The sequence below is a fragment of the Kosakonia sp. YIM B13588 genome, assembly GCF_042788165.1.
GTDB classification, from domain to species: Bacteria; Pseudomonadota; Gammaproteobacteria; order Enterobacterales; family Enterobacteriaceae; genus Kosakonia; species Kosakonia sacchari.
In genome coordinates this window covers 231,318-253,105 of sequence record NZ_JBHZPO010000001.1, presented here as the reverse complement: position 1 = coordinate 253,105, position 21,788 = coordinate 231,318, and the positions used below count along the sequence as shown (strand labels likewise).

The 21,788-nt window shown below is 53.5% G+C and carries 24 protein-coding genes; 14 read left to right on the top strand and 10 right to left on the bottom strand.

All coding sequences use genetic code 11. The annotated features are described in order from the left end of the window. Nucleotides 1-7: 7 nt before the first annotated feature. On the bottom strand, nt 8-1,132 hold the full coding sequence (gene anmK / locus ACFX4U_RS01250) for an anhydro-N-acetylmuramic acid kinase (protein WP_313507135.1): 1,125 nt from the start codon (nt 1,130-1,132) through the stop codon (nt 8-10). 283 nt (nt 1,133-1,415) lie between these two features. Between anmK and slyB the strand changes: the two genes are divergently transcribed. Then, nucleotides 1,416-1,883 carry an outer membrane lipoprotein SlyB gene (slyB, locus tag ACFX4U_RS01245; RefSeq protein ID WP_200551829.1) on the top strand — a complete coding sequence of 156 codons (468 nt, stop codon included), beginning with the start codon at nt 1,416-1,418 and terminating at the stop codon, nt 1,881-1,883. 96 nt (nt 1,884-1,979) lie between these two features. On the opposite strand, the gene slyA is transcribed toward slyB, so the two are convergent. Then, nucleotides 1,980-2,420, bottom strand: coding sequence for a transcriptional regulator SlyA (slyA, locus tag ACFX4U_RS01240; protein WP_017456607.1), 441 nt, complete (start codon nt 2,418-2,420; stop codon nt 1,980-1,982). Between the two features lie 199 nt (nt 2,421-2,619). Between slyA and ACFX4U_RS01235 the strand changes: the two genes are divergently transcribed. The 3 genes from ACFX4U_RS01235 to ACFX4U_RS01225 are packed head-to-tail and all read left to right on the top strand — an operon-like array spanning nt 2,620 to nt 5,731. Further along, nucleotides 2,620-2,856 (top strand): DUF1656 domain-containing protein, encoded by a 237-nt coding sequence (locus ACFX4U_RS01235; RefSeq protein WP_305736234.1) that lies wholly within the window; start codon nt 2,620-2,622, stop codon nt 2,854-2,856. 2 nt (nt 2,857-2,858) lie between these two features. Continuing rightward, entirely contained in the window at nt 2,859-3,719 is an 861-nt protein-coding gene (locus ACFX4U_RS01230; protein ID WP_313507136.1) for an HlyD family secretion protein, read from the top strand. Next, nucleotides 3,719-5,731, top strand: a complete 2,013-nt coding sequence (locus ACFX4U_RS01225; protein WP_313507137.1) for an FUSC family protein — start codon at nt 3,719-3,721, stop codon at nt 5,729-5,731. The genes ACFX4U_RS01230 and ACFX4U_RS01225 overlap by 1 nt, the downstream gene beginning before the upstream one ends. Here ACFX4U_RS01225 and sodC read toward each other — a convergent pair. The 3 genes from sodC to ACFX4U_RS01210 all read right to left on the bottom strand — a co-directional run bounded on the left by sodC (nt 5,724) and on the right by ACFX4U_RS01210 (nt 7,508). Continuing rightward, nucleotides 5,724-6,245 (bottom strand): superoxide dismutase [Cu-Zn] SodC, encoded by a 522-nt coding sequence (sodC, locus tag ACFX4U_RS01220; protein WP_131412250.1) that lies wholly within the window; start codon nt 6,243-6,245, stop codon nt 5,724-5,726. The two genes, ACFX4U_RS01225 and sodC, sit on opposite strands and share 8 nt — an antisense overlap. Nucleotides 6,246-6,322: 77 nt before the next feature. Next, nucleotides 6,323-7,219 (bottom strand): aldo/keto reductase family oxidoreductase, encoded by an 897-nt coding sequence (locus tag ACFX4U_RS01215; protein WP_313507138.1) that lies wholly within the window; start codon nt 7,217-7,219, stop codon nt 6,323-6,325. A gap of 49 nt (nt 7,220-7,268) precedes the next feature. Continuing rightward, nucleotides 7,269-7,508 carry a DUF1289 domain-containing protein gene (locus ACFX4U_RS01210; protein WP_200551824.1) on the bottom strand — a complete coding sequence of 80 codons (240 nt, stop codon included), beginning with the start codon at nt 7,506-7,508 and terminating at the stop codon, nt 7,269-7,271. Nucleotides 7,509-7,628: 120 nt separating this feature from the next. Here ACFX4U_RS01210 and ACFX4U_RS01205 point away from each other — a divergent pair, with 120 nt between their 5' ends. The 4 genes from ACFX4U_RS01205 (at nt 7,629) to rnt (ending at nt 10,625) form a co-directional block, all read left to right on the top strand. Next, nucleotides 7,629-8,225, top strand: coding sequence for a TetR/AcrR family transcriptional regulator (locus ACFX4U_RS01205; RefSeq protein ID WP_065368635.1), 597 nt, complete (start codon nt 7,629-7,631; stop codon nt 8,223-8,225). A 56-nt stretch (nt 8,226-8,281) separates the two neighbouring features. Further along, on the top strand, nt 8,282-9,376 hold the full coding sequence (locus ACFX4U_RS01200; protein WP_065368636.1) for an alkene reductase: 1,095 nt from the start codon (nt 8,282-8,284) through the stop codon (nt 9,374-9,376). A gap of 95 nt (nt 9,377-9,471) precedes the next feature. Beyond that, nucleotides 9,472-9,879, top strand: a complete 408-nt coding sequence (gene gloA / locus ACFX4U_RS01195) for a lactoylglutathione lyase (RefSeq protein ID WP_016496293.1) — start codon at nt 9,472-9,474, stop codon at nt 9,877-9,879. 92 nt (nt 9,880-9,971) lie between these two features. Then, nucleotides 9,972-10,625: a ribonuclease T gene (gene rnt / locus ACFX4U_RS01190; protein ID WP_305736239.1), complete on the top strand. Its 654-nt coding sequence runs from the start codon at nt 9,972-9,974 to the stop codon at nt 10,623-10,625. Nucleotides 10,626-10,663: 38 nt separating this feature from the next. On the opposite strand, the gene ACFX4U_RS01185 is transcribed toward rnt, so the two are convergent. Then, complete coding sequence (locus tag ACFX4U_RS01185) at nt 10,664-11,008, bottom strand: Grx4 family monothiol glutaredoxin (RefSeq protein ID WP_016496295.1); 345 nt, start codon at nt 11,006-11,008, stop codon at nt 10,664-10,666. Between the two features lie 339 nt (nt 11,009-11,347). On the opposite strand from ACFX4U_RS01185, the gene ACFX4U_RS01180 reads away from it, so the two are divergent. Both ACFX4U_RS01180 and sodB read left to right on the top strand, forming a co-directional pair. Beyond that, nucleotides 11,348-12,178: a C40 family peptidase gene (locus ACFX4U_RS01180; RefSeq protein WP_017456596.1), complete on the top strand. Its 831-nt coding sequence runs from the start codon at nt 11,348-11,350 to the stop codon at nt 12,176-12,178. A gap of 124 nt (nt 12,179-12,302) precedes the next feature. Further along, entirely contained in the window at nt 12,303-12,884 is a 582-nt protein-coding gene (sodB, locus tag ACFX4U_RS01175; RefSeq protein ID WP_200551820.1) for a superoxide dismutase [Fe], read from the top strand. 55 nt (nt 12,885-12,939) lie between these two features. On the opposite strand, the gene ACFX4U_RS01170 is transcribed toward sodB, so the two are convergent. Further along, nucleotides 12,940-14,109, bottom strand: coding sequence for an MFS transporter (locus ACFX4U_RS01170; RefSeq protein WP_305736240.1), 1,170 nt, complete (start codon nt 14,107-14,109; stop codon nt 12,940-12,942). 168 nt (nt 14,110-14,277) lie between these two features. Then, the gene (locus tag ACFX4U_RS01165; RefSeq protein WP_016496299.1) at nt 14,278-14,367 is read right to left on the bottom strand and encodes a YnhF family membrane protein; all 90 of its coding nucleotides are present in this window, start codon (nt 14,365-14,367) and stop codon (nt 14,278-14,280) included. 297 nt (nt 14,368-14,664) lie between these two features. Between ACFX4U_RS01165 and purR the strand changes: the two genes are divergently transcribed. Then, nucleotides 14,665-15,690: an HTH-type transcriptional repressor PurR gene (purR, locus tag ACFX4U_RS01160; RefSeq protein ID WP_305736241.1), complete on the top strand. Its 1,026-nt coding sequence runs from the start codon at nt 14,665-14,667 to the stop codon at nt 15,688-15,690. 18 nt (nt 15,691-15,708) lie between these two features. On the opposite strand, the gene punR is transcribed toward purR, so the two are convergent. Next, nucleotides 15,709-16,620, bottom strand: a complete 912-nt coding sequence (gene punR / locus ACFX4U_RS01155) for a DNA-binding transcriptional activator PunR (protein WP_065368642.1) — start codon at nt 16,618-16,620, stop codon at nt 15,709-15,711. A 112-nt stretch (nt 16,621-16,732) separates the two neighbouring features. Between punR and punC the strand changes: the two genes are divergently transcribed. After that, nucleotides 16,733-17,929, top strand: a complete 1,197-nt coding sequence (gene punC / locus ACFX4U_RS01150) for a purine nucleoside transporter PunC (RefSeq protein ID WP_313507139.1) — start codon at nt 16,733-16,735, stop codon at nt 17,927-17,929. Nucleotides 17,930-18,237: 308 nt separating this feature from the next. Then, entirely contained in the window at nt 18,238-19,386 is a 1,149-nt protein-coding gene (cfa, locus tag ACFX4U_RS01145; protein WP_313507140.1) for a cyclopropane fatty acyl phospholipid synthase, read from the top strand. A gap of 32 nt (nt 19,387-19,418) precedes the next feature. On the opposite strand, the gene ACFX4U_RS01140 is transcribed toward cfa, so the two are convergent. Continuing rightward, nucleotides 19,419-20,060: a riboflavin synthase subunit alpha gene (locus ACFX4U_RS01140; RefSeq protein WP_200551815.1), complete on the bottom strand. Its 642-nt coding sequence runs from the start codon at nt 20,058-20,060 to the stop codon at nt 19,419-19,421. A 314-nt stretch (nt 20,061-20,374) separates the two neighbouring features. Here ACFX4U_RS01140 and mdtK point away from each other — a divergent pair, with 314 nt between their 5' ends. Then, nucleotides 20,375-21,748 carry an MdtK family multidrug efflux MATE transporter gene (gene mdtK, locus ACFX4U_RS01135; protein ID WP_305736244.1) on the top strand — a complete coding sequence of 458 codons (1,374 nt, stop codon included), beginning with the start codon at nt 20,375-20,377 and terminating at the stop codon, nt 21,746-21,748. The last annotated feature ends 40 nt before the right edge of the window (nt 21,749-21,788 follow it).

Below are 21,788 nucleotides of genomic sequence, written 5' to 3'. Positions count from 1 at the left end.
AATGCGGTTAACTCTGATTCTGCCGCGGGTTAGCGGGGTAAATCGCGCCAAGCACCGAGGCAGCGGACGCGCCGGTGACGGATGGCAGATTGCCAGGCAGTCCGGCCAGGGTTCGCCACGCAAGCCAGGCAAACGCCAGCGCTTCCATGTCGTCGCCGCTGATACCGGCTTCATCCGTAGTGGTGACTTCTGTACCTGGCAGCAGCCCCGCCAGACGGGCCATGAGCAACGGATTTCGACTTCCACCGCCGCAGACCAGCAGGCGTTCACAACCGCCACTGAGCAGCACCTGCTCGGATATTGTCATCGCCGTCAATTCAGCCAGTGTTGTCTGCACATCGCTGGCGCTTAACCCCGGGAAGTGTGCCAGGTGGCGTTCCAGCCAGCTGTAATTAAAATATTCACGACCGGTGCTTTTCGGCGCAGGAGTGGCAAAGTAGGTATCACTTAGCATGTTTTGCAGTAGCGGCAGCACCACTTTGCCTTCGCTCGCCCATTGCGCATCTTTGTCGTAGGGTTTGCCTTTTTGCCGCCAAATCCACGCGTCCATGAGCATATTACCCGGACCGGTGTCATAACCTCTGACCGGCTGACCGGGGATCAACAGCGATAGATTGGCGATGCCACCAATGTTGAGCACCATGCGCCGTTCTACCGGGTGCGCCAGCAGTGCATGGTGAAAGGCAGGCACCAGCGGCGCGCCCTGCCCACCAAGCGCGATATCACGGCGGCGAAAGTCACCGACCACCGTCACACCCGTACGCGCCGCGATTTGGTTATTATCACCAATCTGCAGAGTATGCGGCGCAATACCTGTCGGCTCATGCCAGACGGTTTGCCCGTGACAGCCAATCGCGACGATATCTTCCGGGTGGAGTTGCTCTCGGTCCATTAGCGTCAGCACCGCGTCGGCGAACAATTGGCCCAGTTGGATATCCAGCCGCCCCAGTTGCGAGAGTGTGAGTTGCTGCCCCTGACAAATGCCAAGAATCGCCTCTTTTAACGGCAGCGGAATCGGAAACGTCAGGCTCGCTTGCTGCGCGACCATGGTTTCATCAATTGCCGCCAGCACCACATCAACCCCATCCAGACTTGTTCCAGACATCACCCCAATGTAGCGACCCGATTTCATACGCCTTCCTTTAATGCATGACCGAAGGGCACCACTCCACCATAAAGCGGGGGTTAACGCCATCGGCTGCAAACACTTTTTAACAATCGGCTGGATTTTCGTTAAGTGAAATTGCGCCGGGCTGCGCTTATAATCGCTTCGTTTAAATCTGGTTAAACTCGCGTTGATTATTATTTTTGCCGGGATTTGGCAGAAGATATGACCTGGTATTGCTAAAATGCCATATAATTTAACCATGTCGGATGCCCGCTAGGGCGTTTCATGGTGAACAGGAGATTCATAAATGATGTTACGTGCACTGGCAGTTTCGCTGATTGGTTTTACTTTGGCTGGCTGCGTGAATAACGACACGCTTTCCGGTGATGTCTACTCTGCATCCGAAGCTAAACAGGTGCAGAATGTCACTTACGGCACCATTGTTAACGTCCGTCCGGTACAGATTCAGGGTGGCGATGATAACAATGTCATCGGCGCGCTTGGCGGTGCAGTGCTGGGTGGTTTCCTTGGTAACACCGTTGGTGGCGGCACGGGTCGTTCTCTGGCCACCGCAGCAGGCGCGGTAGCCGGTGGCGTTGCAGGGCAATCCGTCCAGGGTTCACTGAATAAAACGCAGGGCGTTGAGCTGGAAATTCGTAAAGATGATGGCAACACCATTATGGTCGTACAGAAACAGGGTAACACCCGTTTCTCCGCAGGCCAGCGCGTTGTGATGGCAAGCAACGGTCGTCAGATTACCGTTTCCCCGCGTTAATTGCCGCATCAGGTGGTCACGCCAGTGGCCGCCCTTTCATATTGCCGATACTGAATGTTGATATAAAAAAGCCTTGCGGATGCAAGGCTTTGCTGGTCAGTCTCGCGACTGAAGCTCACTGATGTTTTGTTCCAGCCGCGCAATCATTTTAATCAACAGATCGAGTTCTTCCGCAGAGATCCCGGAAAGTATTTCCCCCCGGGTTTTACGAATAACCGTCTCCATCTCTTCAATGATTGGGTCCGCTTTTTCTGTCAATTTGATCCGCTTTGCCCGGCGATCGTTGGCGCAGGTCTGGCGAGAAATAAGGCCTTTCTCTTCCAGTTGATCCAGCGTACGCACCAGCGAAGGCTGCTCAATGCCAATCGCTTTTGCCAGTTGAATTTGCGACTGATCGGGCGGCAGCTGATGAATATTATGCAGCGTTACCCAGTGAGTCTGCGTTAATTCCAGAGGTTTTAGGCGATGGTCAATCAAAGCGCGCCAGACGCGCACTAAGCGTGCCAGATCAGAACCTAATGGCGATTCCAATTTCATCTCCTTATAATTAGCTTGCTAAGTTATTATACTCATTTTAGAATAGTTTGCAGTATTTATATTGGTAAAACAAATGTATTGCGGTTCTCGCCGGGGCTTACGCTGAGATTCCACCTGCCTTAGCAACACGCAGTGGTTGGTACTTATCTAATGATAATCACCAATCTGGCGATCCGTTAGGTTGCACAGGACACAAAGTGTGAAGTTGAACCCAAGTTTCCCGAACTTACCCCTGCAAGACCTGATTTTTGGCGCATCGGTCTATTTCCCTCCCATATTTAAAGTGGTCATGCTGGGCTTCCTGTTCTGGCTTATTGCTCACCGGCTGTTGCGCGGGTGGATTTATGCGGGTGATATCTGGCACCCCATCCTGATGGATCTCTCCTTATTTGTTATTGCGCTGAGCCTCGCCCTCGGCTTGCTAATTGTGTGGTAATTATGCGCCTGAAATCCCTGAAATATTTTTCCACGCTCCTGGTGCTGGCCGTAGCGATTGTCGCGGCCTGGTGGATGTGGAACGTTTATATGCAATCCCCCTGGACGCGTGATGGAAAGATCCGCGCTGAGCAGGTCAGTATTACGCCGCAGGTCTCAGGCAGCATCACCGAATTGAAGGTGAACGATAACCAGTTGGTTAAAGCAGGCGATGTGCTATTTCGTATTGACGATACGCCTTACCACATTGCCGTACTGAACGCCGAGGCCCAGTTGGCTCGAATGCAAACCGATCTGGCGAAAGCGAATAATGAAGCCAATCGCCGCCGCCATCTTTCACAAAACTACATCTCCGCAGAAGATCTCGATACTGCCAATATTAGTGTTAAAGCCGCTCAGGCAAGCGTTGCGGCGGCGCAGGCGCAACTTGCGCAGGCACAATGGCAGTTGGCGCAAACTAAAGTGAAGGCACCGGTGGACGGCTGGGTCACGAACCTTTCCACCCGCACCGGGAATTACGCCACCGCCGGGCAACCGGTTTTCGCGCTGGTAGACAGCCATTCGTTTTATGTGATGGGTTACTTCGAAGAGACCAAATTGCGCCATATCCAGGAAGGGGCACCAGCGAAAATCGTCCTTTATAGCGGCGAAGTGACGTTACAGGGTCACGTTTCCAGCATTGGTCGCGCGATTTATGATCAAAGTGTCGAGACGGATAGCGGCCTGGTTGCCGATATCAAACCAAACGTGCCGTGGGTACGGCTGGCGCAACGTGTGCCGGTCCGTATTCAGTTTGATAACCTGCCCGCCGGGCTGACGCTGGTTTCCGGCACCACCTGCACCGTGGCGATTGGCGGTCAGTAATGAAATCGCCTGTCTGGCTCTGGCAAAATCTGCCATGGGTGAAAGCCACGTCCGGACAGTGGCGTTATGCTCTGCGTAACGGTATCGCGATGTGTCTGGCGCTCACGGTGGCTTATTATCTCGATCTCGATGAACCTTACTGGGCCATGACATCCGCAGCCGTTGTCAGCTTTCCCACCGTCGGCGGCGTGATCAGTAAAAGCCTTGGACGTATTGCCGGGAGCCTGCTTGGGGCCAGCGCAGCGCTGATCATTGCCGGTCAGACGCTTAACGATCCGTGGCTATTTTTGTTCGCTATGGCTACCTGGATTGGCTTTTGTACCTGGGCCTGTGCGCAGTTCACCAATAATGTCGCCTATGCCTTTCAACTGGCGGGTTATACCGCCGCGATTATCGCGTTTGCGATGGTCGATGTGACCGATATTACCGAGCTGTGGGTCATTGCTCAGGCGCGGGTGTGCGAAGTGATTCTGGGGATTTTGTGCGGTGGCATGATGATGATGATCCTGCCCGGCAACGCGGACGGAACCACCCTGCTGACGGCATTGAAAAAAATGCATGCGCGATTGCTGGAACATGCCAGCCTCCTGTGGCAGCCAGAAACCACAGACGCTATCCGCACCGCCCATGAGAGCGTTATCGGCCAGATCCTCACCACCAATTTACTGCGAATTCAGGCGTTCTGGAGCCATTACCGTTTCCGGCGGCAAAACAGTTTGCTGACCTGGTTACTGCACCAACAGTTGCGCATGACCAGTGTGATCTCCAGCCTGCGCAGAATGCTACTGAACTGGCCCGACGCGCCGGAAAATTTGCGCCCAATTCTCGAACAACTGCTCGCCGCGCTAGCTCATCCACGCGCGGATGCGCTTACCGTCGCACGCATTATCGCCCCGCTCGCGCCCGGCATAAGCGATGATTACCGGCACCACGCATTCTGGCAGCGGTTACGCTATTTTTGTCGTTTATACCTCACCAGTAGCCGCTGGCTAGCGCGCGTGGAGAATGCTTCGCCGGTCAGCAGTTATACGCCGCCGAGAAGCCCGGGATTGATGCGTTATACGGATAATGCCGAAGCGCTGTGGAGCGGCATTCGCACCTTTTGCGCACTGAGTCTGGTCGGCGCATGGAGCATCAATACGCAGTGGGAATCGGGTTCGGCGGCGCTGACGCTGGCGGCTATCAGCTGTGTGCTTTACTCCGTCTCACCCGCACCGTTTAACTCCCTGACGCTGCTGTTGCGCACCTTAGTGTTGCTGTCGCTGTTCAGCTTTATGGTGAAATTTGGCCTGATGGTACAAATCAGCGAGCTGGCAGTATTTCTGCTGTTTCTCTTCCCGCTGTTAACCACCCTGCAATTGTTAAAACTGCAAATGCCAAAGCTGGCCGGGTTGTGGGGGCAATTGATTGTTTTTATGGGCTCGTTTATCGCAGTAACCAATCCACCGGTTTATGACTTTGCGGACTTCTTAAATGACAACCTGGCGAAGATCTCAGGCGTCGCGCTGGCGTGGCTCGCATTCGCTGTTTTACGTCCGGGCTCGGATGCCCGCAAAAGTCGGCGTCACATTCGCACGCTGCGCCGCAGTTTTGTCGATCAACTAAGCCGCGTGCCACAACTGAGTGAGCATGAGTTTGAATCGGTGGTTTATCACCACATTAGCCAGTTAAGTCATAGCCAGGACGCGCAAGCACGGCGCTGGCTGCTGCGCTGGGGTGTCGTGTTGTTGAATTGCTCGCATGTTGTCTGGCAGCTACGCGGTTGGGAAATCCGCTCAGATCCCCTCGCCAAAGTGCGCGAGTTATGCATTGTTTTATTGCGGGATGTGATGAGTGAGCGTGGCGTCCAGCAACGAACACTTTCTGCCACGCTGACCGAGCTGCAGCGGATTAGCGCGGTGCTGGGTAAACATCACCAGCCGGCCGCGCGGGAGCTGGCCTCGGTTGTCTGGCGCTTATATTGCGCGCTATCGCAGCTGGAGCAAGCCCCGGCAGCCGGGACGCTTACTTGATAACACCGCAGGCATAACGTGCGCCGCCACCACCGAGCGGTTTCGGTTGATCGGACATATTATCGCCGCCGACGTGCACCATCAGCGCTTTGCCTTTCACATCCGAGAGTTTTTTCAGACGCGGCGCCACCACCGGGTCGGTCGCTTTACCGTCGTTGTTGACCACCAGCACCGGCAGGTCGCCTAAATGTCCGGCGCCTTCTGGCCCTTCATGCTTGCCGGTATGCTGCGGATCGAGGTGCCCTCCCGCAGCTTCAGCCGCAGAGGCTTTCCCCTCTTTAATAGCAGGCTGGCAACTGCCTTTGGCATGGACGTGAAAACCATGCTCACCGGGCGGCAGGGCTTTCAGATCGGGCGCAAATTCCAGCCCCTTGTCGGTTTCGCTGATTTTTACACTACCAACAGACTGCCCAACGCCTTGCGCAGTGACAAGGTTCATTTCCACTTCTTCACTGGCGGCTTGCGCCCCGGCGCAAACAACGAGCGCCAGCACAGCCAGACTAAAACGCTTCATATGACCTCCTTTGGTCTGTTTTGCCCTGTAAGTTTAAACCAGGATGGCAGATTTCACCGGGAGGTCATTTGCCTGCGTTATGGCACGTCGTAACCAAGCGCCGCTTTGCGAATACGGAACCACTGCTGGCACGTCATCTGGAGGTTCAGTGCCCCCAGCGCCGAACGCACGCGCTCAATTTTACCCGAGCCAATAATGGGCAGCGGCGCAGACGGCAGACGCATCACCCAGGCATAGACCACCTGTTCGATGGTTTCGGCATTCAGTTCCTGCGCAACGCGCGCCAGTTCATCACGCAGCGGCTGAAACGCCGCATCGTTAAACAGACGCCCGCCGCCGAGACACGACCATGCCATCGGGCGAATACGCAACTGTTGCAGTTGATCCAGCGTGCCATCCAGTAATAGCGGCTGGTGAACGGGTGAGATCTCGACCTGGTTGGTCGCGAGCGTAAATGGCAGGCGTGACTGCAACAGAGAGAACTGAGCGGGTGTGAAGTTGGAAACGCCGAAGTGGCGCACTTTTCCGCTCTGATGCAAATGCAGAAAAGCTTCCGCTACTTCATCGGCATCCATCAACGGATCGGGACGGTGGATCAATAACAAATCAAGATGATCGGTAGCAAGATTCACCAATGACTGTTCGGCACTGCGAATAATGTGGTCGCGTTCAGTAATGTAATGACCCAGCGCATGTTCCGGTTTCGCGGTGGTGGCGATCCCGCATTTGCTGACAATCTCCATACGGGCGCGCAGATGAGGAGCGAGCTTGAGCGCCTCGCCAAACGCGCCTTCACACAGATAACCGCCGTAGATATCCGCGTGATCGACGGTAGTCACACCGAGATCAAGGTGAGACTCAATGAAGCTAACCAGCTGCTGCGGGGACATGTTCCAGTCCATTAAACGCCAGTAGCCCATCACAAAACGGGAAAATTCCGGGCCTTGCGGCGCGAGGGCAATACGTTGAACCATAATGATTTCCTCGAAGGTAATTTGCCTTCGAGTATACGCATTTTCGCTATTAAAACAGTGAAGGTTGCTGAGGTTCTTCCGCAGGGGACGCTTTGTTTGCGCGCATTTTGCGCTGCAAGCGCTGGCGGCACAAACGTAGCACCTCTTGCTTTTGCGTATCGGTCATTTTTTGCCAGTTAAAACGCTCATCGCGACTACGCATGCAGCCACGACAAAAGCCGCGCTCATCCGACTGGCAAATACCACGGCACGGGCTCTGGACGGGGAAAAACTCCAGTTGTTCTGGCACAGTCGTCTCCGGTAATACAGGCAGTTCTCTTTATTGAAGACTGCCTGTCGATAACGTGCAAGGTGAAAAGCGCACTGTTCGCCACTTGCAACAGACCGATCGGTCTAGTAGAGTGGCGCGATGAGCAGAAATACCGAACATGACACGCGTGAACATTTACTGGCGACCGGCGAGCAGCTTTGCATGCATCGCGGGTTTACCGGTATGGGTCTGAGCGAATTACTGAAAACGGCGGAAGTGCCAAAAGGCTCTTTTTACCACTATTTTCGCTCCAAAGAGGCGTTCGGCGTGGCGTTGCTTGAGCGTCACTATGCCGCTTATCACCAGCGGCTGGCGACCCATTTTGCCAGCGGTCCGGGAAACTACCGCGACAGACTGCTGGCGTATTATCAGGAAACGCTCCGGCAGTTTAGCCAACAGGGAATTATTAGCGGTTGCCTGACGGTGAAACTGTCGGCTGAAGTGTGCGATCTGTCGGAAGATATGCGTTCAGCAATGGACAAAGGCGCGCGCGGCGTTATCGCCCTGCTCGCAGATACGCTGGAAAACGGGCGTAACGATCGCAGCTTAACGTTTCAGGGCGAACCGCTAACGCAGGCGCAAGTGTTGTACTCCCTGTGGTTAGGTGCCAATTTGCAGGCCAAAATTTCGCGAAGCGCCCTGCCGCTGGAAAGCGCGCTGGCGCACGCAAATAACATCATCGCAACGCCTGTCTGATAACAGGCATTTTTATTTCACTTTTTACTAGTCGACCGGTCTATTCAGGAGTTGTTATGTCCAGTAAATTATTTACGCCGCTGAAAGTGGGCGCGATTACCGTTCCAAACCGCGTTTTTATGGCGCCGTTGACGCGACTGCGCAGCATTGAACCGGGTGATATTCCTACGCCGTTAATGGCGGAATATTATCGTCAGCGCGCCAGCTCCGGCCTGATTATCAGCGAAGCCACGCAAATCTCCGCCCAGGCGAAAGGCTATGCTGGCGCACCGGGTCTGCACAGCGCGGAACAAATCGCGGCATGGCAGAAAATCACCGATGCCGTGCATAGCGAAAACGGCCGTATCGCCGTACAGCTGTGGCATACCGGTCGTATCTCGCACAGCAGCCTGCAACCGGGCGGGGCGGCGCCGGTCGCACCGTCAGCCATCAACGCGGGAACACGTACCTCTCTGCGTGATGCCAACGGTAACGCCACGCGAGAAGACACCTCCACGCCGCGCGCGCTGGAAACCGATGAGATCCCGGGTATTGTTAATGATTTCCGCCAGGCCGTCGCCAATGCGCGCGACGCCGGGTTTGATCTGGTTGAGCTGCACTCGGCCCATGGTTATCTGTTGCACCAGTTCCTTTCACCGTCGGCGAACCAGCGTACCGACCAGTACGGCGGAAGCGTGGAAAATCGCGCGCGCCTGGTACTGGAAGTGGTCGATGCGGTAAGCAAAGAGTGGGACGCAGAACGCATTGGTATTCGCGTGTCTCCAATCGGTTCTTTCCAGAATATGGATAACGGCCCGAACGAAGAAGCCGATGCGTTGTATCTGATTGAAGAACTGGGCAAGCGCGGCATTGCTTACCTGCATATGTCAGAGCCGGACTGGGCAGGCGGCGAACCGTACACCGATGCTTTCCGTGAAAAAGTGCGCGCACGTTTCCACGGCCCGATCATTGGTGCAGGTGCCTATACCCCGGAAAAAGCAGAAGAGTTGATCGAGAAAGGTTTGATTGACGCGGTAGCCTTTGGTCGCGCTTATATCGCCAACCCGGACCTGGTGAAACGTCTGCAACTGAAAGCGGAACTGAACCCGCAGCGCCCGGAAAGCTTCTATGGCGGCGGCGCGGAAGGCTATACCGACTACCCTTCTCTGTGATCCTCTGATTGTTCATTGATAGCGGCGGGTCTGCGCCGCTATACTAAAACTGTGTTTCTATTCGGAACGTTAACACATTCATACAAGAGGACATTATGCGCTTACTTCACACCATGCTGCGCGTCGGCAACCTGCAACGCTCCATCGAATTTTATACTAACGTGCTGGGCATGAAGCTGCTGCGTACCAGTGAAAACCCGGAATATAAATATTCGCTGGCTTTCGTTGGCTACGGCCCGGAAAGCGAAGAAGCGGTGATTGAACTGACCTACAACTGGGGCGTGGAAAGCTACGATCTGGGTAATGCTTACGGCCATATCGCGCTGAGCGTGGAAAACGCGGCGCAAGCTTGCGAAGCTATCCGCAACAACGGCGGTAATGTGACGCGTGAAGCGGGTCCGGTTAAAGGTGGAACCACGGTTATCGCCTTCGTTGAAGATCCGGACGGTTACAAAATCGAGCTGATCGAAGAGAAAGACGCCGGTAAAGGCCTGGGTAACTAATCCCCTCCGGGCGCGCTTTGCGCCCGCTGTTTTACATCCCTTCGTAAAATTTGCCATAATGCGCTGCCATTTTCCCGTATCAAGAGATCCTGATGTCCGATAACGCTCAACTGACTGGTCTGTGCGACCGTTTTCGCGGTTTTTACCCTGTGGTAATAGATGTTGAAACCGCCGGGTTTAACGCCAAAACCGACGCGCTGCTGGAAGTCGCCGCCATTACGCTGAAAATGGATGAACAAGGCTGGCTCATGCCCGACAGCACGCTGCATTTCCACGTTGAGCCTTTCGAAGGCGCGAATCTGCAACCCGAAGCGCTGGCCTTTAACGGTATTGATCCGAACAACCCGCTGCGTGGTGCGATAAGTGAGCATGACGCGCTACATGCCATTTTTAAAATGGTGCGCAAAGGCATTAAAGATCAGGGTTGTAACCGCGCAATTATGGTGGCGCACAACGCAACGTTCGATCACAGTTTTATGATGGCCGCTGCGGAGCGCGCTTCGCTGAAACGCAACCCGTTCCACCCGTTTGTCACGTTTGATACCGCGTCATTAAGCGGGCTGGCGCTCGGGCAAACGGTGCTGTCTAAAGCGTGTGGCGCGGCGGGCATAGCGTTTGACGCCTCGCAGGCGCACTCCGCACTGTACGATACAGAACAAACCGCCCTGCTGTTTTGCGAAATCGTCAACCGCTGGAAGCGTCTCGGAGGCTGGCCGTTGCCCATGACGGATGAAAATCAGGCATAAAAAAAGCGACCATCAGGTCGCTTTTTTGTTGGCAGAAATTACTCTGCACTCGGCTCGTCTTTATGTTTTGCCGCCGCTTCTTTGATAAGCGTCTGCAATTCACCGCGCTGATACATTTCAATCACGATATCGCAGCCGCCAACAAGTTCACCTTCAACCCACAGCTGCGGGAAGGTTGGCCAGTTAGCGTATTTCGGCAGTTCTGCGCGAATATCCGGGTTTTGCAAAATGTCGACATAGGCAAAACGTTCACCGCATGCAGAGAGCGCTTGCACCGCCTGGGCGGAGAAACCGCAGCTTGGCAGCTTCGGAGAGCCTTTCATATACAGCAGAATCGGGTTTTCAGCGATCTGGCGCTGGATTTTTTCAAGTGTTGTGCTCATTGTCTTGCTTCCTTCAACTTCTTCTACGGCAGATGTTCGCCATTGTAACGGTTCAGAGGGGCATCGGAAAATAACATTTTGTTCACCGTTCATGATTTTATCGTCTGTCGGCAAAAGTTGCCTTAGGAATATGACTTAACTCAACTCGCCGTCCCGCTTGCTGCCTAACTCTTGAGCACATAGAAACGTTTTGCTGCTTTTTTTTGCGCTTGTTAACGAAACGAAGCTATAGATGCAAAAACAGTATTAACTTTTGGGGTTTTTATGGATTAGAATCGACGAGTTTTAAAAAACCATTTGCAGGCATATTAAATGCTTGCCCTAACAGGGGATTGCTCAGTGGCGCGGATACCAAAAGCTTCAATCACGCTCTGTGCTTTGTTGTTCACCACGCTTTCTTTCACGCCATTAGCGAGTGCCTCTGAACAGGCGCGAGCGTCGGCCGTGCAAAAAGCGCATCTGGCGAAAGCATCCGAACGTAAGAAAAAAAATACATCACAAAAGACATCAAAGAAAAACAGTCGCAGTCCGGCAGAAAAAACCACCAGCAAAAAAACAACGGAGAGCAAAAAAACTCCGGCAAACAAAAAAGTTACTACCAGCAAAAAAGCCAGCAAAATCACTTCGCGTCGTAATGCATCCAGCCCGTTAAAAACTACCGCCGTCACCTGGACTGAAAAATGTACGCCGCGCAAAGGCCACAAGCCGCATTGTGTGAAGGTCAAAAGCACTAACGCCATCGCCGATGTGCATAAAGTTCGCATTCAAAAAGCACAAAAAACCGCCATGTCCAAGCTGATGAATCAGATTGGCAAGCCTTATCACTGGGGTGGCACCTCACCGAGCACCGGTTTCGATTGCAGTGGTCTGGTCTATTACGCGTATAAGGATCTGGTGAAATTCCGTATTCCGCGTACCGCCAATGAAATGTATCACCTGCGCGATGCATCGCCGGTGAATGTGGCGGAACTGGAGAGTGGCGATCTGGTGTTCTTCCGTACCCAGGGTCGTGGTACAGCCGATCACGTTGGCGTGTACGTCGGCAATGGTAAATTCATTCAGTCTCCGCGTAGCGGCCAGGATATTCAGGTCACCTCGCTGAGTGAAGATTACTGGCAGCGTCATTATGTCGGCGCGCGTCGCGTCGTGACACCGAAAACCATTCGCTAACCCCTCACCTGCCGCATCGGCGGCAGGTAACTCCCTCTTTTGTCTGACCTTTCGATTTGCTACCCTAATCCGCACATCCAATAGGGCTATTGGGTGCCATTAAAATAATGAAAGGAGAATAGCAATGTCGTTCGAATTACCTGCATTACCGTATGCAAAAGACGCCCTGGCGCCGCATATCTCAGCCGAAACGCTGGAATACCACTATGGTAAACATCATCAGACGTATGTCACCAACCTCAACAACCTGATCAAAGGCAGCGCTTTTGAAGGTAAATCTCTTGAAGAGATTGTGAAAAGCAGCGAAGGCGGCGTGTTCAACAATGCCGCCCAGGTCTGGAACCATACCTTCTACTGGAACTGCCTGGCCCCGAATGCTGGCGGTGAACCGACTGGTGAGCTGGCGGCGGCTATCGCCAAATCCTTCGGCAGCTTTGCCGAATTCAAAGCGCAATTCACCGATGCGGCAGTGAAAAACTTCGGCGCAGGCTGGACATGGCTGGTGAAAAAAGCGGATGGCGCATTGGCCATTGTGTCAACGTCTAATGCGGGCACTCCGCTGACAAGCGACGCAACCCCGCTGTTAACCGTCGATGTGTGGGAACATGCGTATTACATCGATTATCGTAATGCGCGTCCGAACTACCTCGAACATTTCTGGGCGCTGGTAAACTGGTCATTCGTTGCAAAAAATTTAGCTGCATAAATGTGGCATAAAACAAAGGAGGGGCTAGCCCCTCCTTTTTTTGCATTTGTGCTATTTATTCTGCTGCGGCATAAATACGTTCTGGCTGTGAGCGGCCAGAGAACAGCACCACCAGCAGGCCCAGCCCGGCAATAATCGCCCCCATAACCGGGACGAAATCATAACCCATCCCAGCGGAAATCACTGCCCCACCGGCTGCCGCGCCCAGCGCGTTACCGAGGTTAAAGGCACCGATATTAACCGACGATGAAAGACCTGGCGCTTCGTGCGCAACTCGCATGACACGCATCTGCAACGGCGGAACCACCGCAAACGTCGCCGCGCCCCACACCACCATACTGATGGCTGCGCCCACTTCACTGCGCGCCAGGAATGGGATCGCCAGCATGATAGCAATCAGCAGAATCAAAAAACCTTTCAGCGTGCCGGTGACCGAGCGATCCGCCAGTTTACCGCCGAGATAGTTACCAATGGAGAAGCCAACGCCAATCAATACCAGCATCGCCGTCACAAAAACGGAAGAGGCATCGGTAATCGTGTGCAGCACCGGCGCAATGTAGGTATACAGCGTGAACATGGCACCTGCGCCGAGCACGGTGGTCAGCAATGCGGACAACACTTGTGGGCGCACCAGCACCGACAGCTCTTTACGAACGTCCGGGCGCTCACCAGCGCCACCTTTCGGCAACGAAAAGAACAGGCTCGCCATAGCAATCACACCCAGTCCGGCGGTAGCCATGAACGACATACGCCAGCCAATGGTTTCACCCAGCCAGGTCGCGGCAGGTACACCGCCGATATTAGCAATTGTCAGCCCCATAAACATGGTGGCGACCGCGCTGGCCTGTTTCTCTTTGGCGACCACGCTTGCTGCCACCACCGAGCCAAGACCAAAGAAAGCGCCATGGTTCAGGCTAGTGACGATACGCGCCAGCATTAATGTGGTGTAATCCGGCGCAATCGCCGATAGCACGTTACCAAGTGTAAAAATCGCCATCAAAAAGATCAGGGCATTACGTCTGCCGCGGTGAGACAGCAACAACGTCATTAACGGCGCGCCAACCATCACGCCGATAGCGTAGGCGCTAATCAGCATCCCCGCCGCCGGAATAGAAACGTCAACGCCGCGGGCAATAACCGGCAGTAATCCCATCGGGGAAAACTCGGTAGTACCAATGCCGAAGGCGCCAATCGCCAGGGCAAGCAAAGGAAAATTAATTTTCATCTGTGACTCCAAAATAGACATGCCGACTAGCGACCCTGTCGCTGAAGTCAAAAGTATGACAGCTATCACAAAAAACAGAAGTTAGCAGAATGACAAAAGATTATTGCAGAAGTGATAACAATAGCGGGGAAGAAAACCGAGGGAGAAGAGGCTCTCCCTCGCGATAGATCAATGCAGCGCAGCAGTCAGACCGCCGAAAACAATCAGGCTCAGAACGATGACGGTAGTGATTAAAGAATACTTCAGATCGGTGCTCATCAATTTTCCCCTTTTTAATTTCCCCACAAAAAGTGAGATAACGCATTTTTGCACAAATTATCTTAAAAATCTTGCGGGAATTCGCAGGAGAAACGTTTTAATACTTCCCCTTTTGCTCAAGATCAGACAAAATTCGACGCTAAATTTATTAGCGTACCGGCCATTGACTCCCCTCCTGACGTCCAGTGTCGTTTTCCCGGCGTACCGCACCCCCTTTGATGGGTACAGGGTGATTAAAGGCAAACGTTTACCTTAAGTATTATCAGGAGCTTATGATATGGTCTGGAGTGATATCTGATGGCAACGATTAAAGACGTAGCGAAACGAGCAAACGTTTCCACTACAACCGTATCACATGTAATTAACAAGACCCGTTTCGTCGCCGAAGAGACGCGCAACGCCGTGTGGGCGGCAATTAAAGAGTTGCACTATTCCCCCAGCGCCGTCGCCCGCAGCCTGAAAGTGAATCACACAAAATCGATCGGCTTGCTGGCTACCAGCAGTGAAGCGGCCTATTTTGCTGAAATTATTGAAGCCGTAGAGAAAAAGTGCTTCCAGAAGGGTTACACCCTGATCCTCGGCAATGCCTGGAATAGCCTGGAAAAACAGCGTGCTTATCTGTCGATGATGGCGCAAAAGCGCGTCGATGGCTTGCTGGTGATGTGTTCCGAATACCCGGAATCACTATTGAGCATGCTGGAAGAGTACCGCCATATTCCCATGGTCGTGATGGACTGGGGCGAATCGAAAGCCGACTTTACTGATTCCGTTATTGATAACGCTTTTGAAGGCGGTTATATGGCCGGTCGCTACCTTATTGACCGCGGACACCGCGATATTGGTGTGATCCCTGGCCCTCTGGAGCGTAACACTGGCGCTGGCCGTCTGGCTGGCTTTATGAAAGCGATGGAAGAAGCCCTTATCACCGTGCCGGAAAACTGGATCGTACAGGGCGATTTCGAGCCGGAATCCGGCTATCGCGCGATGCAGCAAATCCTCGGCCAGGCGCATCGTCCTACCGCGGTGTTTTGCGGTGGCGACATTATGGCGATGGGCGCGCTGTGTGCTGCCGATGAGATGGGCTTACGCGTACCGCAGGATATTTCCCTGATCGGTTATGACAATGTGCGTAACTCACGCTTCTTCACCCCGGCATTAACCACGATTCACCAGCCGAAAGATTCGCTGGGAGAAACAGCGTTTACCATGCTGCTTGATCGCATCGTCAACAAACGCGAAGTGTCGCAATCTATTGAAGTGCATCCGCGCCTGGTCGAGCGCCGCTCCGTGGCCGATGGCCCGTTCCGCGATTACCGCCGCTAACCGCTGATTACGGAGCCGTTAATTCGGCTCCCGTAACCACTCGTCATTCAGTGTTTCACTGTCCCCCAGATATTCCAGCAGCCAGTTTAACGCCGGGGAAGCCTCATTTTGTTGCCACGTCAGGCAGCACGCCGCATCCGGGAAGGGGTTTTCCAGGTTCAGCGCAACCCAGTCACCACTGTCGAGCCGCGGGCGGGCAAAGTGTGCCGGTACCATTCCCACGCATAACCCTGCCGATAAGCAAGCCTCCGACGATGCCCAATCAGGAACGATCACGCGTTTCTGATTATCCAGCAGCCAGGTAATACGTTTCGGCAACGAGCGGGACGTATCTTCCTGGATAAGTGAAGGCCAGTTGCGCAAGGTATCGTCGCTAAGCGGGCCTGCCAGTGACGCCAGCGGATGACGACTGGAAACCACGCATTTCCAGCTCAGCATTCCCATATCGCGAAACGCATAACGCCCACCGACGGGAATAGCCTGCGTTGCGCCGATCGCCAGCTCAACCCGCCCGTCAGCAAGCGCATCCCAGACACCGTTAAAGACTTCCTGGTAAACCTGCAATTCAACATCACTGAAATGGCGATAGAAATCGACGATCAATTGCCGGGTACGTTCAGGTTTTACAATATTATCGACGGCAATCGCCAGTTGTCCGCGCCAGCCGTTGGCGATTTGCTGGCACTGCTGACGGGTGATCTGCATTTTTTTGATAACAGCTCGCCCTTCTTTCAAAAACCAGACCCCGGCGGGCGTGAGTTCTACATCCCGATGGCGACGTTCAAACAGCGGAACAGCCAGCCACTCTTCAAGCTGTCGCACGGTATAGCTCACCGCAGAAGGTACACGGTGTAACTCCTGCGCCGCACCGCTAAAACTGCCATTGCGCGCGACAGCATCAACCACTTCCAGCGAATATTCTGACCACATAATCTGCCTGCAAAAATTTTGAAATCACTCTGCAAATATTAGCGTTTCACAAGCGCTAATGCACTCCTTACACTCGACAGCCCTGATTACCTGCAATAAAGAGAAAACCTAAATGCAACCTGGCAACGGATTTTTAGTCTGGCTCGCGGGATTAAGCGTGCTCGGCTTTTTAGCCACTGATATGTACCTCCCCGCCTTCAGCGCGATACAGCAAGATTTACACACATCGTCTGCGGTGGTTAGCGCAACCTTAAGCCTGTTTCTGGCGGGCTTTGCCATTGCGCAACTGGTATGGGGGCCGCTATCAGATCGCTATGGTCGCAAGCCGGTTTTGCTGGCCGGGCTGGCGATTTTCGCGCTGGGCTGTCTGGGAACATTATGGGTACGCGATGCAACCCTGCTGCTGGTGCTGCGCTTTGTACAAGCGGTAGGCGTTTGCGCCGCGACAGTAAGCTGGCAGGCGCTGGTGGCGGATAACTATCCCGCGCATCGCGTCAATCGCATCTTCGCCACCATTATGCCGCTCGTGGGTTTGACGCCAGCACTGGCACCGCTGCTGGGCGCCTGGATCCTTGCGCATTTCAACTGGCAGACCATTTTCGCCACCTTACTGGCGATTACATTAATTCTGATGATCCCAGCGTGGCGGCTGAAATCGCCGGCGAAGAAAAGTGAACACCACGAACAACCGCTGACATTTATGGATCTGCTGCGAGCAAAGGATTATCGCGGAAATGTGATTATCTATGCCGCCTGCTCGGCCAGTTTCTTCGCCTGGCTGACCGGTTCGCCGTTTATTCTTCACGAAATGGGTTATGGCCCATCGGTTATTGGCCTCAGTTATGTGCCGCAAACCATCGCCTTTTTGGTAGGCGGTTATGGTTGTCGTGCCGCGTTGCAGAAATGGCAGGGCTCCCGTTTGCTGCCGTGGCTGCTGGGGGCTTTCGCGTTAAGTGTTCTCGCCACCTGGGCCGTCGGTTTTATGTCGGACGTGTCGCTGACTGCGCTGCTCATCCCCTTCTGCTTTATGGCAATGGCCAACGGCGCGATTTACCCTATCGTGGTCGCGCAGGCGCTGCGTCCATTCCCGCAGGCCACCGGTCGCGCAGCCGCCTTGCAGAATACGCTACAACTGGGGTTATGTTTCCTGGCAAGTCTGTTCGTTTCGTGGCTTATCGCCACACCACTGCTGACGACGACCAGTGTTATGGTGTCAATGGTGTTGCTGGTCGCGTTGGGCTATCGGCTACAGCGCCGCACTCACGATGAACTGGCGGATAAAGAGGTTGTGGCTCCCTCGTCGCATTAGCATTAATAGTTGCGCAAGCGACTATCAATAACTCAGCGGTTAGCTTGCTAATGGCTTTTTATTGAATCACCCGATTTTGGCGCCTATACTCATTTTCGGCTGTTTGATAAATACGATAAATATTATGCATTAACGGGTACCGGATTGTACCCGTTTACCCATGGAAGGCCTTTCGGCAAGGGTCCTCTCCCTTCCTCTGTTCTACGTCGGATATCAGCCTCACGGTGAAAACCGTGAGATTTCTCACAAGCCTGAAAAAGCGTCTACGCTGTTTGAAGGTTCTGATCACTGCGAGTGATGGAGAAGTTATGAGTTCATCGTGTATAGAAGAAGTTAGCGTACGGGATGACAATTGGTTCCGTATAGCAAACGAACTGCTGGGTCGCGCAGGTATTCGCGTCAATGGTCCCGCAGCGTCAGATATTCAGGTGAAAAACCCTGATTTTTTCAAACGCGTTTTACAGGAAGGTTCGCTCGGACTCGGCGAAAGTTATATGGACGGCTGGTGGGATTGCGCCCGCCTGGACATATTCTTTACCAAAGTTCTGCGCGCCGGGCTGGAAAACCAACTTCCGCACCATCTCAAAGACACACTCCGCATTGCCGGAGCAAGATTATTTAATCTGCAAAGTAAAAAAAGAGCCTGGATTGTGGGCAAAGAACATTACGATCTCGGTAATGATCTGTTTACCCGCATGCTGGATCCGCAGATGCAATACTCTTGCGCCTACTGGAAAGACGCTGAAACGCTGGACGACGCACAACGGGCAAAACTGCGGCTTATTGGTGAAAAGCTCAAGTTAAAACCCGGCATGCGCGTGCTGGATATTGGCTGTGGATGGGGCGGTCTGGCGCAGTTTATGGCGCAAAATTACGGCGTCAGTGTGGTGGGCGTGACGATTTCTGCAGAACAGCAAAAACTGGCGCAGAAGCGTTGCGAAGGGCTGGATGTCGATATTCGTTTGCAGGATTATCGCGACCTCGACGAGCAATTTGACCGCATTGTCTCCGTTGGCATGTTTGAACATGTAGGGCCAAAAAACTACGCAACCTATTTCCGCGTCGTCGATCGTAATCTGAAGCCCGATGGCATTTTTTTACTGCACACCATCGGCTCAAAACGTACCGATCACAATGTTGATCCGTGGATCAACCGCTACATCTTCCCGAATGGTTGTCTGCCTTCTGTGCGCCAGATTGCGGATGCCAGCGAATCACACTTCGTGATGGAAGACTGGCACAATTTCGGTGCGGATTATGACCGTACGTTAATGGCGTGGTATGAGCGTTTTCTTGCCGCCTGGCCGGAAATCGCCGACAACTATTCGGAACGCTTTAAACGGATGTTCAGCTATTACCTCAATGCCTGCGCGGGGGCATTTCGTGCGCGCGATATTCAGCTCTGGCAGGTGGTTTTTAGCCGGGGTATTGAACACGGGTTGCGCGTGGCGCGTTAAAAAAATAAACCCCGGCATGCCGGGGTTTATTTTTACTCTTCGCTGGCTGCGGCGACGATCGCCGCTTCTTTCGAGGCCAGCACGCGCTCCACGGTGTCAACAACCGCCTGCGTTTGCGGGTCGATTTCGATATTCACGCGATGCCCCAGTTTTTTTGCGCCAAGCGTCGTACGCTGCAGCGTTTCCGGAATTAAATGCACGCAGAAGCGGCTACTGGTAACTTCACCAACCGTCAGGCTGATCCCGTCAATGCCGATAAAACCTTTGTACAGAATGTATTTCATCAGTGCAGGATCCTGCACTTTGAACCAGATCTGGCGGTTATTTTCCGAGGTGAGAATTTTAACGATTTCGGCAGTGGTCATAATATGACCCGACATTAAGTGACCGCCAATTTCGTCACTGAATTTTGCGGCGCGTTCTACGTTTACCGTGTCGCCCACATTCAGATCGCCGAGGTTGGTGATACGCAGCGTCTCTTTCATCAGATCGAAGCTAATATGGCTACCGTTAATCGCCGTCACTGTCAGGCAGCAACCATTATTGGCAATGGAAGCGCCGGTCTCAATGCCATCCAGCATCGTCTCAGGCAACTCAACAACGTGAGTGCGGAAATTGGGTTTATCATCAATGGACACCAGTTTCGCCGTGCCCTGTACAATACCCGTAAACATGCTTACCACTCCTGTTCCATTCATTCGGACATTACCGTGTTCTTTACGCACAATAACAGGTGAAATTTACCCTTGCCAGTTTCAATCGCCCTGCCGCCTTTTTTGCCGCCACTCTGGCGAGATGATAAGCGTAGCGCCGCGTGCTAAAAGATAATTTTGCGTTATGACTGGCATGGCAAAAGCACGCTATAGCAGGTAATATTTGTACACATGTCGCACCCATCGCTGTGCGGCATCCTTTTTAGCACAAGGAAAAACTCCTTCCTGATTAGTCGTTCCATTCTTTCTTATAACAACAAGATAAAGGTGTTCTCGTGCAGAAGTATATGAGAGAAGCGGGTCAGTTACTGGCACTCGCCGTGCCGGTTATTTTCGCGCAGGTCGCCCAGACAGCCATGGGTTTCGTCGATACGGTAATGGCCGGTGGCTACAGCGCTACGGATATGGCGGCGGTGGCAATCGGGACGTCCATCTGGTTTCCCGCCATTCTGTTTGGTCATGGTCTGCTGCTGGCGATGACGCCAGTGATTGCCCAGTTAAATGGTTCCGGACGTCGCGACAGAATTGCCCATCAGGTCGGTCAGGGCTTCTGGCTGGCGGGCATGGTCGCGGTGTTGATCATGATTGTACTGTGGAATGCCGGTCATATTATTTACGCCATGCATAACATCGATCCGCAACTGGCGGATAAAGCCGTACGTTTTTTACGTGCGTTGATGTGGGGTGCACCAGGCTATCTCTTTTTCCAGGTGATGCGTAATCAGTGCGAAGGCCTCGCCCGCACGATCCCGGGTATGCTGATGGGGTTTGTCGGCCTGCTGGTGAATATCCCGGTGAACTACATCTTTATTTACGGCCATTTCGGTATGCCCGAACTCGGCGGCGTGGGCTGCGGCGTGGCAACCGCGTCCGTCTATTGGGTGATGTTTATCTGCATGCGCCTGTATGTTAAACGCGCCCGCGCGATGCGTGATATTCAAGCGATGCAACGTTTTGCCAAACCTGACTTCGCGGTGTTAAAACGCCTGACACAGCTCGGGCTGCCCATTGCGCTGGCGCTCTTTTTCGAAGTGACGCTGTTTGCCGTGGTGGCACTGCTCGTTTCGCCGTTGGGCATTGTCGATGTCGCCGGACATCAGATCGCGCTTAATTTCAGTTCGCTGATGTTTGTTTTACCGCTCTCGCTGTCAGCGGCGGTGACAATTCGCGTCGGGTTTCGTCTCGGCCAGGGTTCAACGCTGGATGCGAAAACCTCAGCCCATACGGGGTTATTGGTCGGCATCTCCATGGCGGCATTGACGGCGATTTTTACCGCGTTAATGCGTGAGCATATCGCACTGATCTATAACGATAATCCAGAGGTCGTGACGTTGGCATCGCACTTGATGTTGCTGGCGGCGATTTACCAAATCTCCGACTCCATTCAGGTGATTGGCAGCGGTATCCTGCGTGGTTATAAAGATACGCGCTCGATCTTTTTTATCACCTTTATTGCATATTGGGTGTTGGGTTTACCGGTGGGTTACACGCTGGCGTTAACTGATTTAGTGGTCGACAGAATGGGCCCTGCGGGCTTCTGGATGGGCTTTATTATTGGCCTGACGTCGGCGGCGATAATGATGATGCTGCGGATGCGTTTCCTGCAACGCCAGCCCTCGGCGACCATTTTGCAGCGTGCTGCGCGCTAACAAATATAGCCGCCAAAGGCGGCTATTTCTTTGCTCGCTA

Bases quoted from the DNA above. Each gene is read 5' to 3' on its own strand.
- sodC (WP_131412250.1), bottom strand. From the start codon at position 6,245: ATGAAGCGTTTTAGTCTGGCTGTGCTGGCGCTCGTTGTTTGCGCCGGG.
- rnt (WP_305736239.1), top strand. From the start codon at position 9,972: ATGTCCGATAACGCTCAACTGACTGGTCTGTGCGACCGTTTTCGCGGT.
- ACFX4U_RS01230 (WP_313507136.1), top strand. From the start codon at position 2,859: ATGCGCCTGAAATCCCTGAAATATTTTTCCACGCTCCTGGTGCTGGCC.
- sodB (WP_200551820.1), top strand. From the start codon at position 12,303: ATGTCGTTCGAATTACCTGCATTACCGTATGCAAAAGACGCCCTGGCG.
- slyA (WP_017456607.1), bottom strand. From the start codon at position 2,420: ATGAAATTGGAATCGCCATTAGGTTCTGATCTGGCACGCTTAGTGCGC.
- cfa (WP_313507140.1), top strand. From the start codon at position 18,238: ATGAGTTCATCGTGTATAGAAGAAGTTAGCGTACGGGATGACAATTGG.
- punC (WP_313507139.1), top strand. From the start codon at position 16,733: ATGCAACCTGGCAACGGATTTTTAGTCTGGCTCGCGGGATTAAGCGTG.
- ACFX4U_RS01185 (WP_016496295.1), bottom strand. From the start codon at position 11,008: ATGAGCACAACACTTGAAAAAATCCAGCGCCAGATCGCTGAAAACCCG.
- ACFX4U_RS01140 (WP_200551815.1), bottom strand. From the start codon at position 20,060: ATGTTTACGGGTATTGTACAGGGCACGGCGAAACTGGTGTCCATTGAT.
- ACFX4U_RS01215 (WP_313507138.1), bottom strand. From the start codon at position 7,219: ATGGTTCAACGTATTGCCCTCGCGCCGCAAGGCCCGGAATTTTCCCGT.
- ACFX4U_RS01205 (WP_065368635.1), top strand. From the start codon at position 7,629: ATGAGCAGAAATACCGAACATGACACGCGTGAACATTTACTGGCGACC.
- ACFX4U_RS01170 (WP_305736240.1), bottom strand. From the start codon at position 14,109: ATGAAAATTAATTTTCCTTTGCTTGCCCTGGCGATTGGCGCCTTCGGC.
- slyB (WP_200551829.1), top strand. From the start codon at position 1,416: ATGATGTTACGTGCACTGGCAGTTTCGCTGATTGGTTTTACTTTGGCT.
- ACFX4U_RS01165 (WP_016496299.1), bottom strand. From the start codon at position 14,367: ATGAGCACCGATCTGAAGTATTCTTTAATCACTACCGTCATCGTTCTG.
- gloA (WP_016496293.1), top strand. From the start codon at position 9,472: ATGCGCTTACTTCACACCATGCTGCGCGTCGGCAACCTGCAACGCTCC.
- punR (WP_065368642.1), bottom strand. From the start codon at position 16,620: ATGTGGTCAGAATATTCGCTGGAAGTGGTTGATGCTGTCGCGCGCAAT.
- purR (WP_305736241.1), top strand. From the start codon at position 14,665: ATGGCAACGATTAAAGACGTAGCGAAACGAGCAAACGTTTCCACTACA.
- anmK (WP_313507135.1), bottom strand. From the start codon at position 1,132: ATGAAATCGGGTCGCTACATTGGGGTGATGTCTGGAACAAGTCTGGAT.
- ACFX4U_RS01225 (WP_313507137.1), top strand. From the start codon at position 3,719: ATGAAATCGCCTGTCTGGCTCTGGCAAAATCTGCCATGGGTGAAAGCC.
- ACFX4U_RS01200 (WP_065368636.1), top strand. From the start codon at position 8,282: ATGTCCAGTAAATTATTTACGCCGCTGAAAGTGGGCGCGATTACCGTT.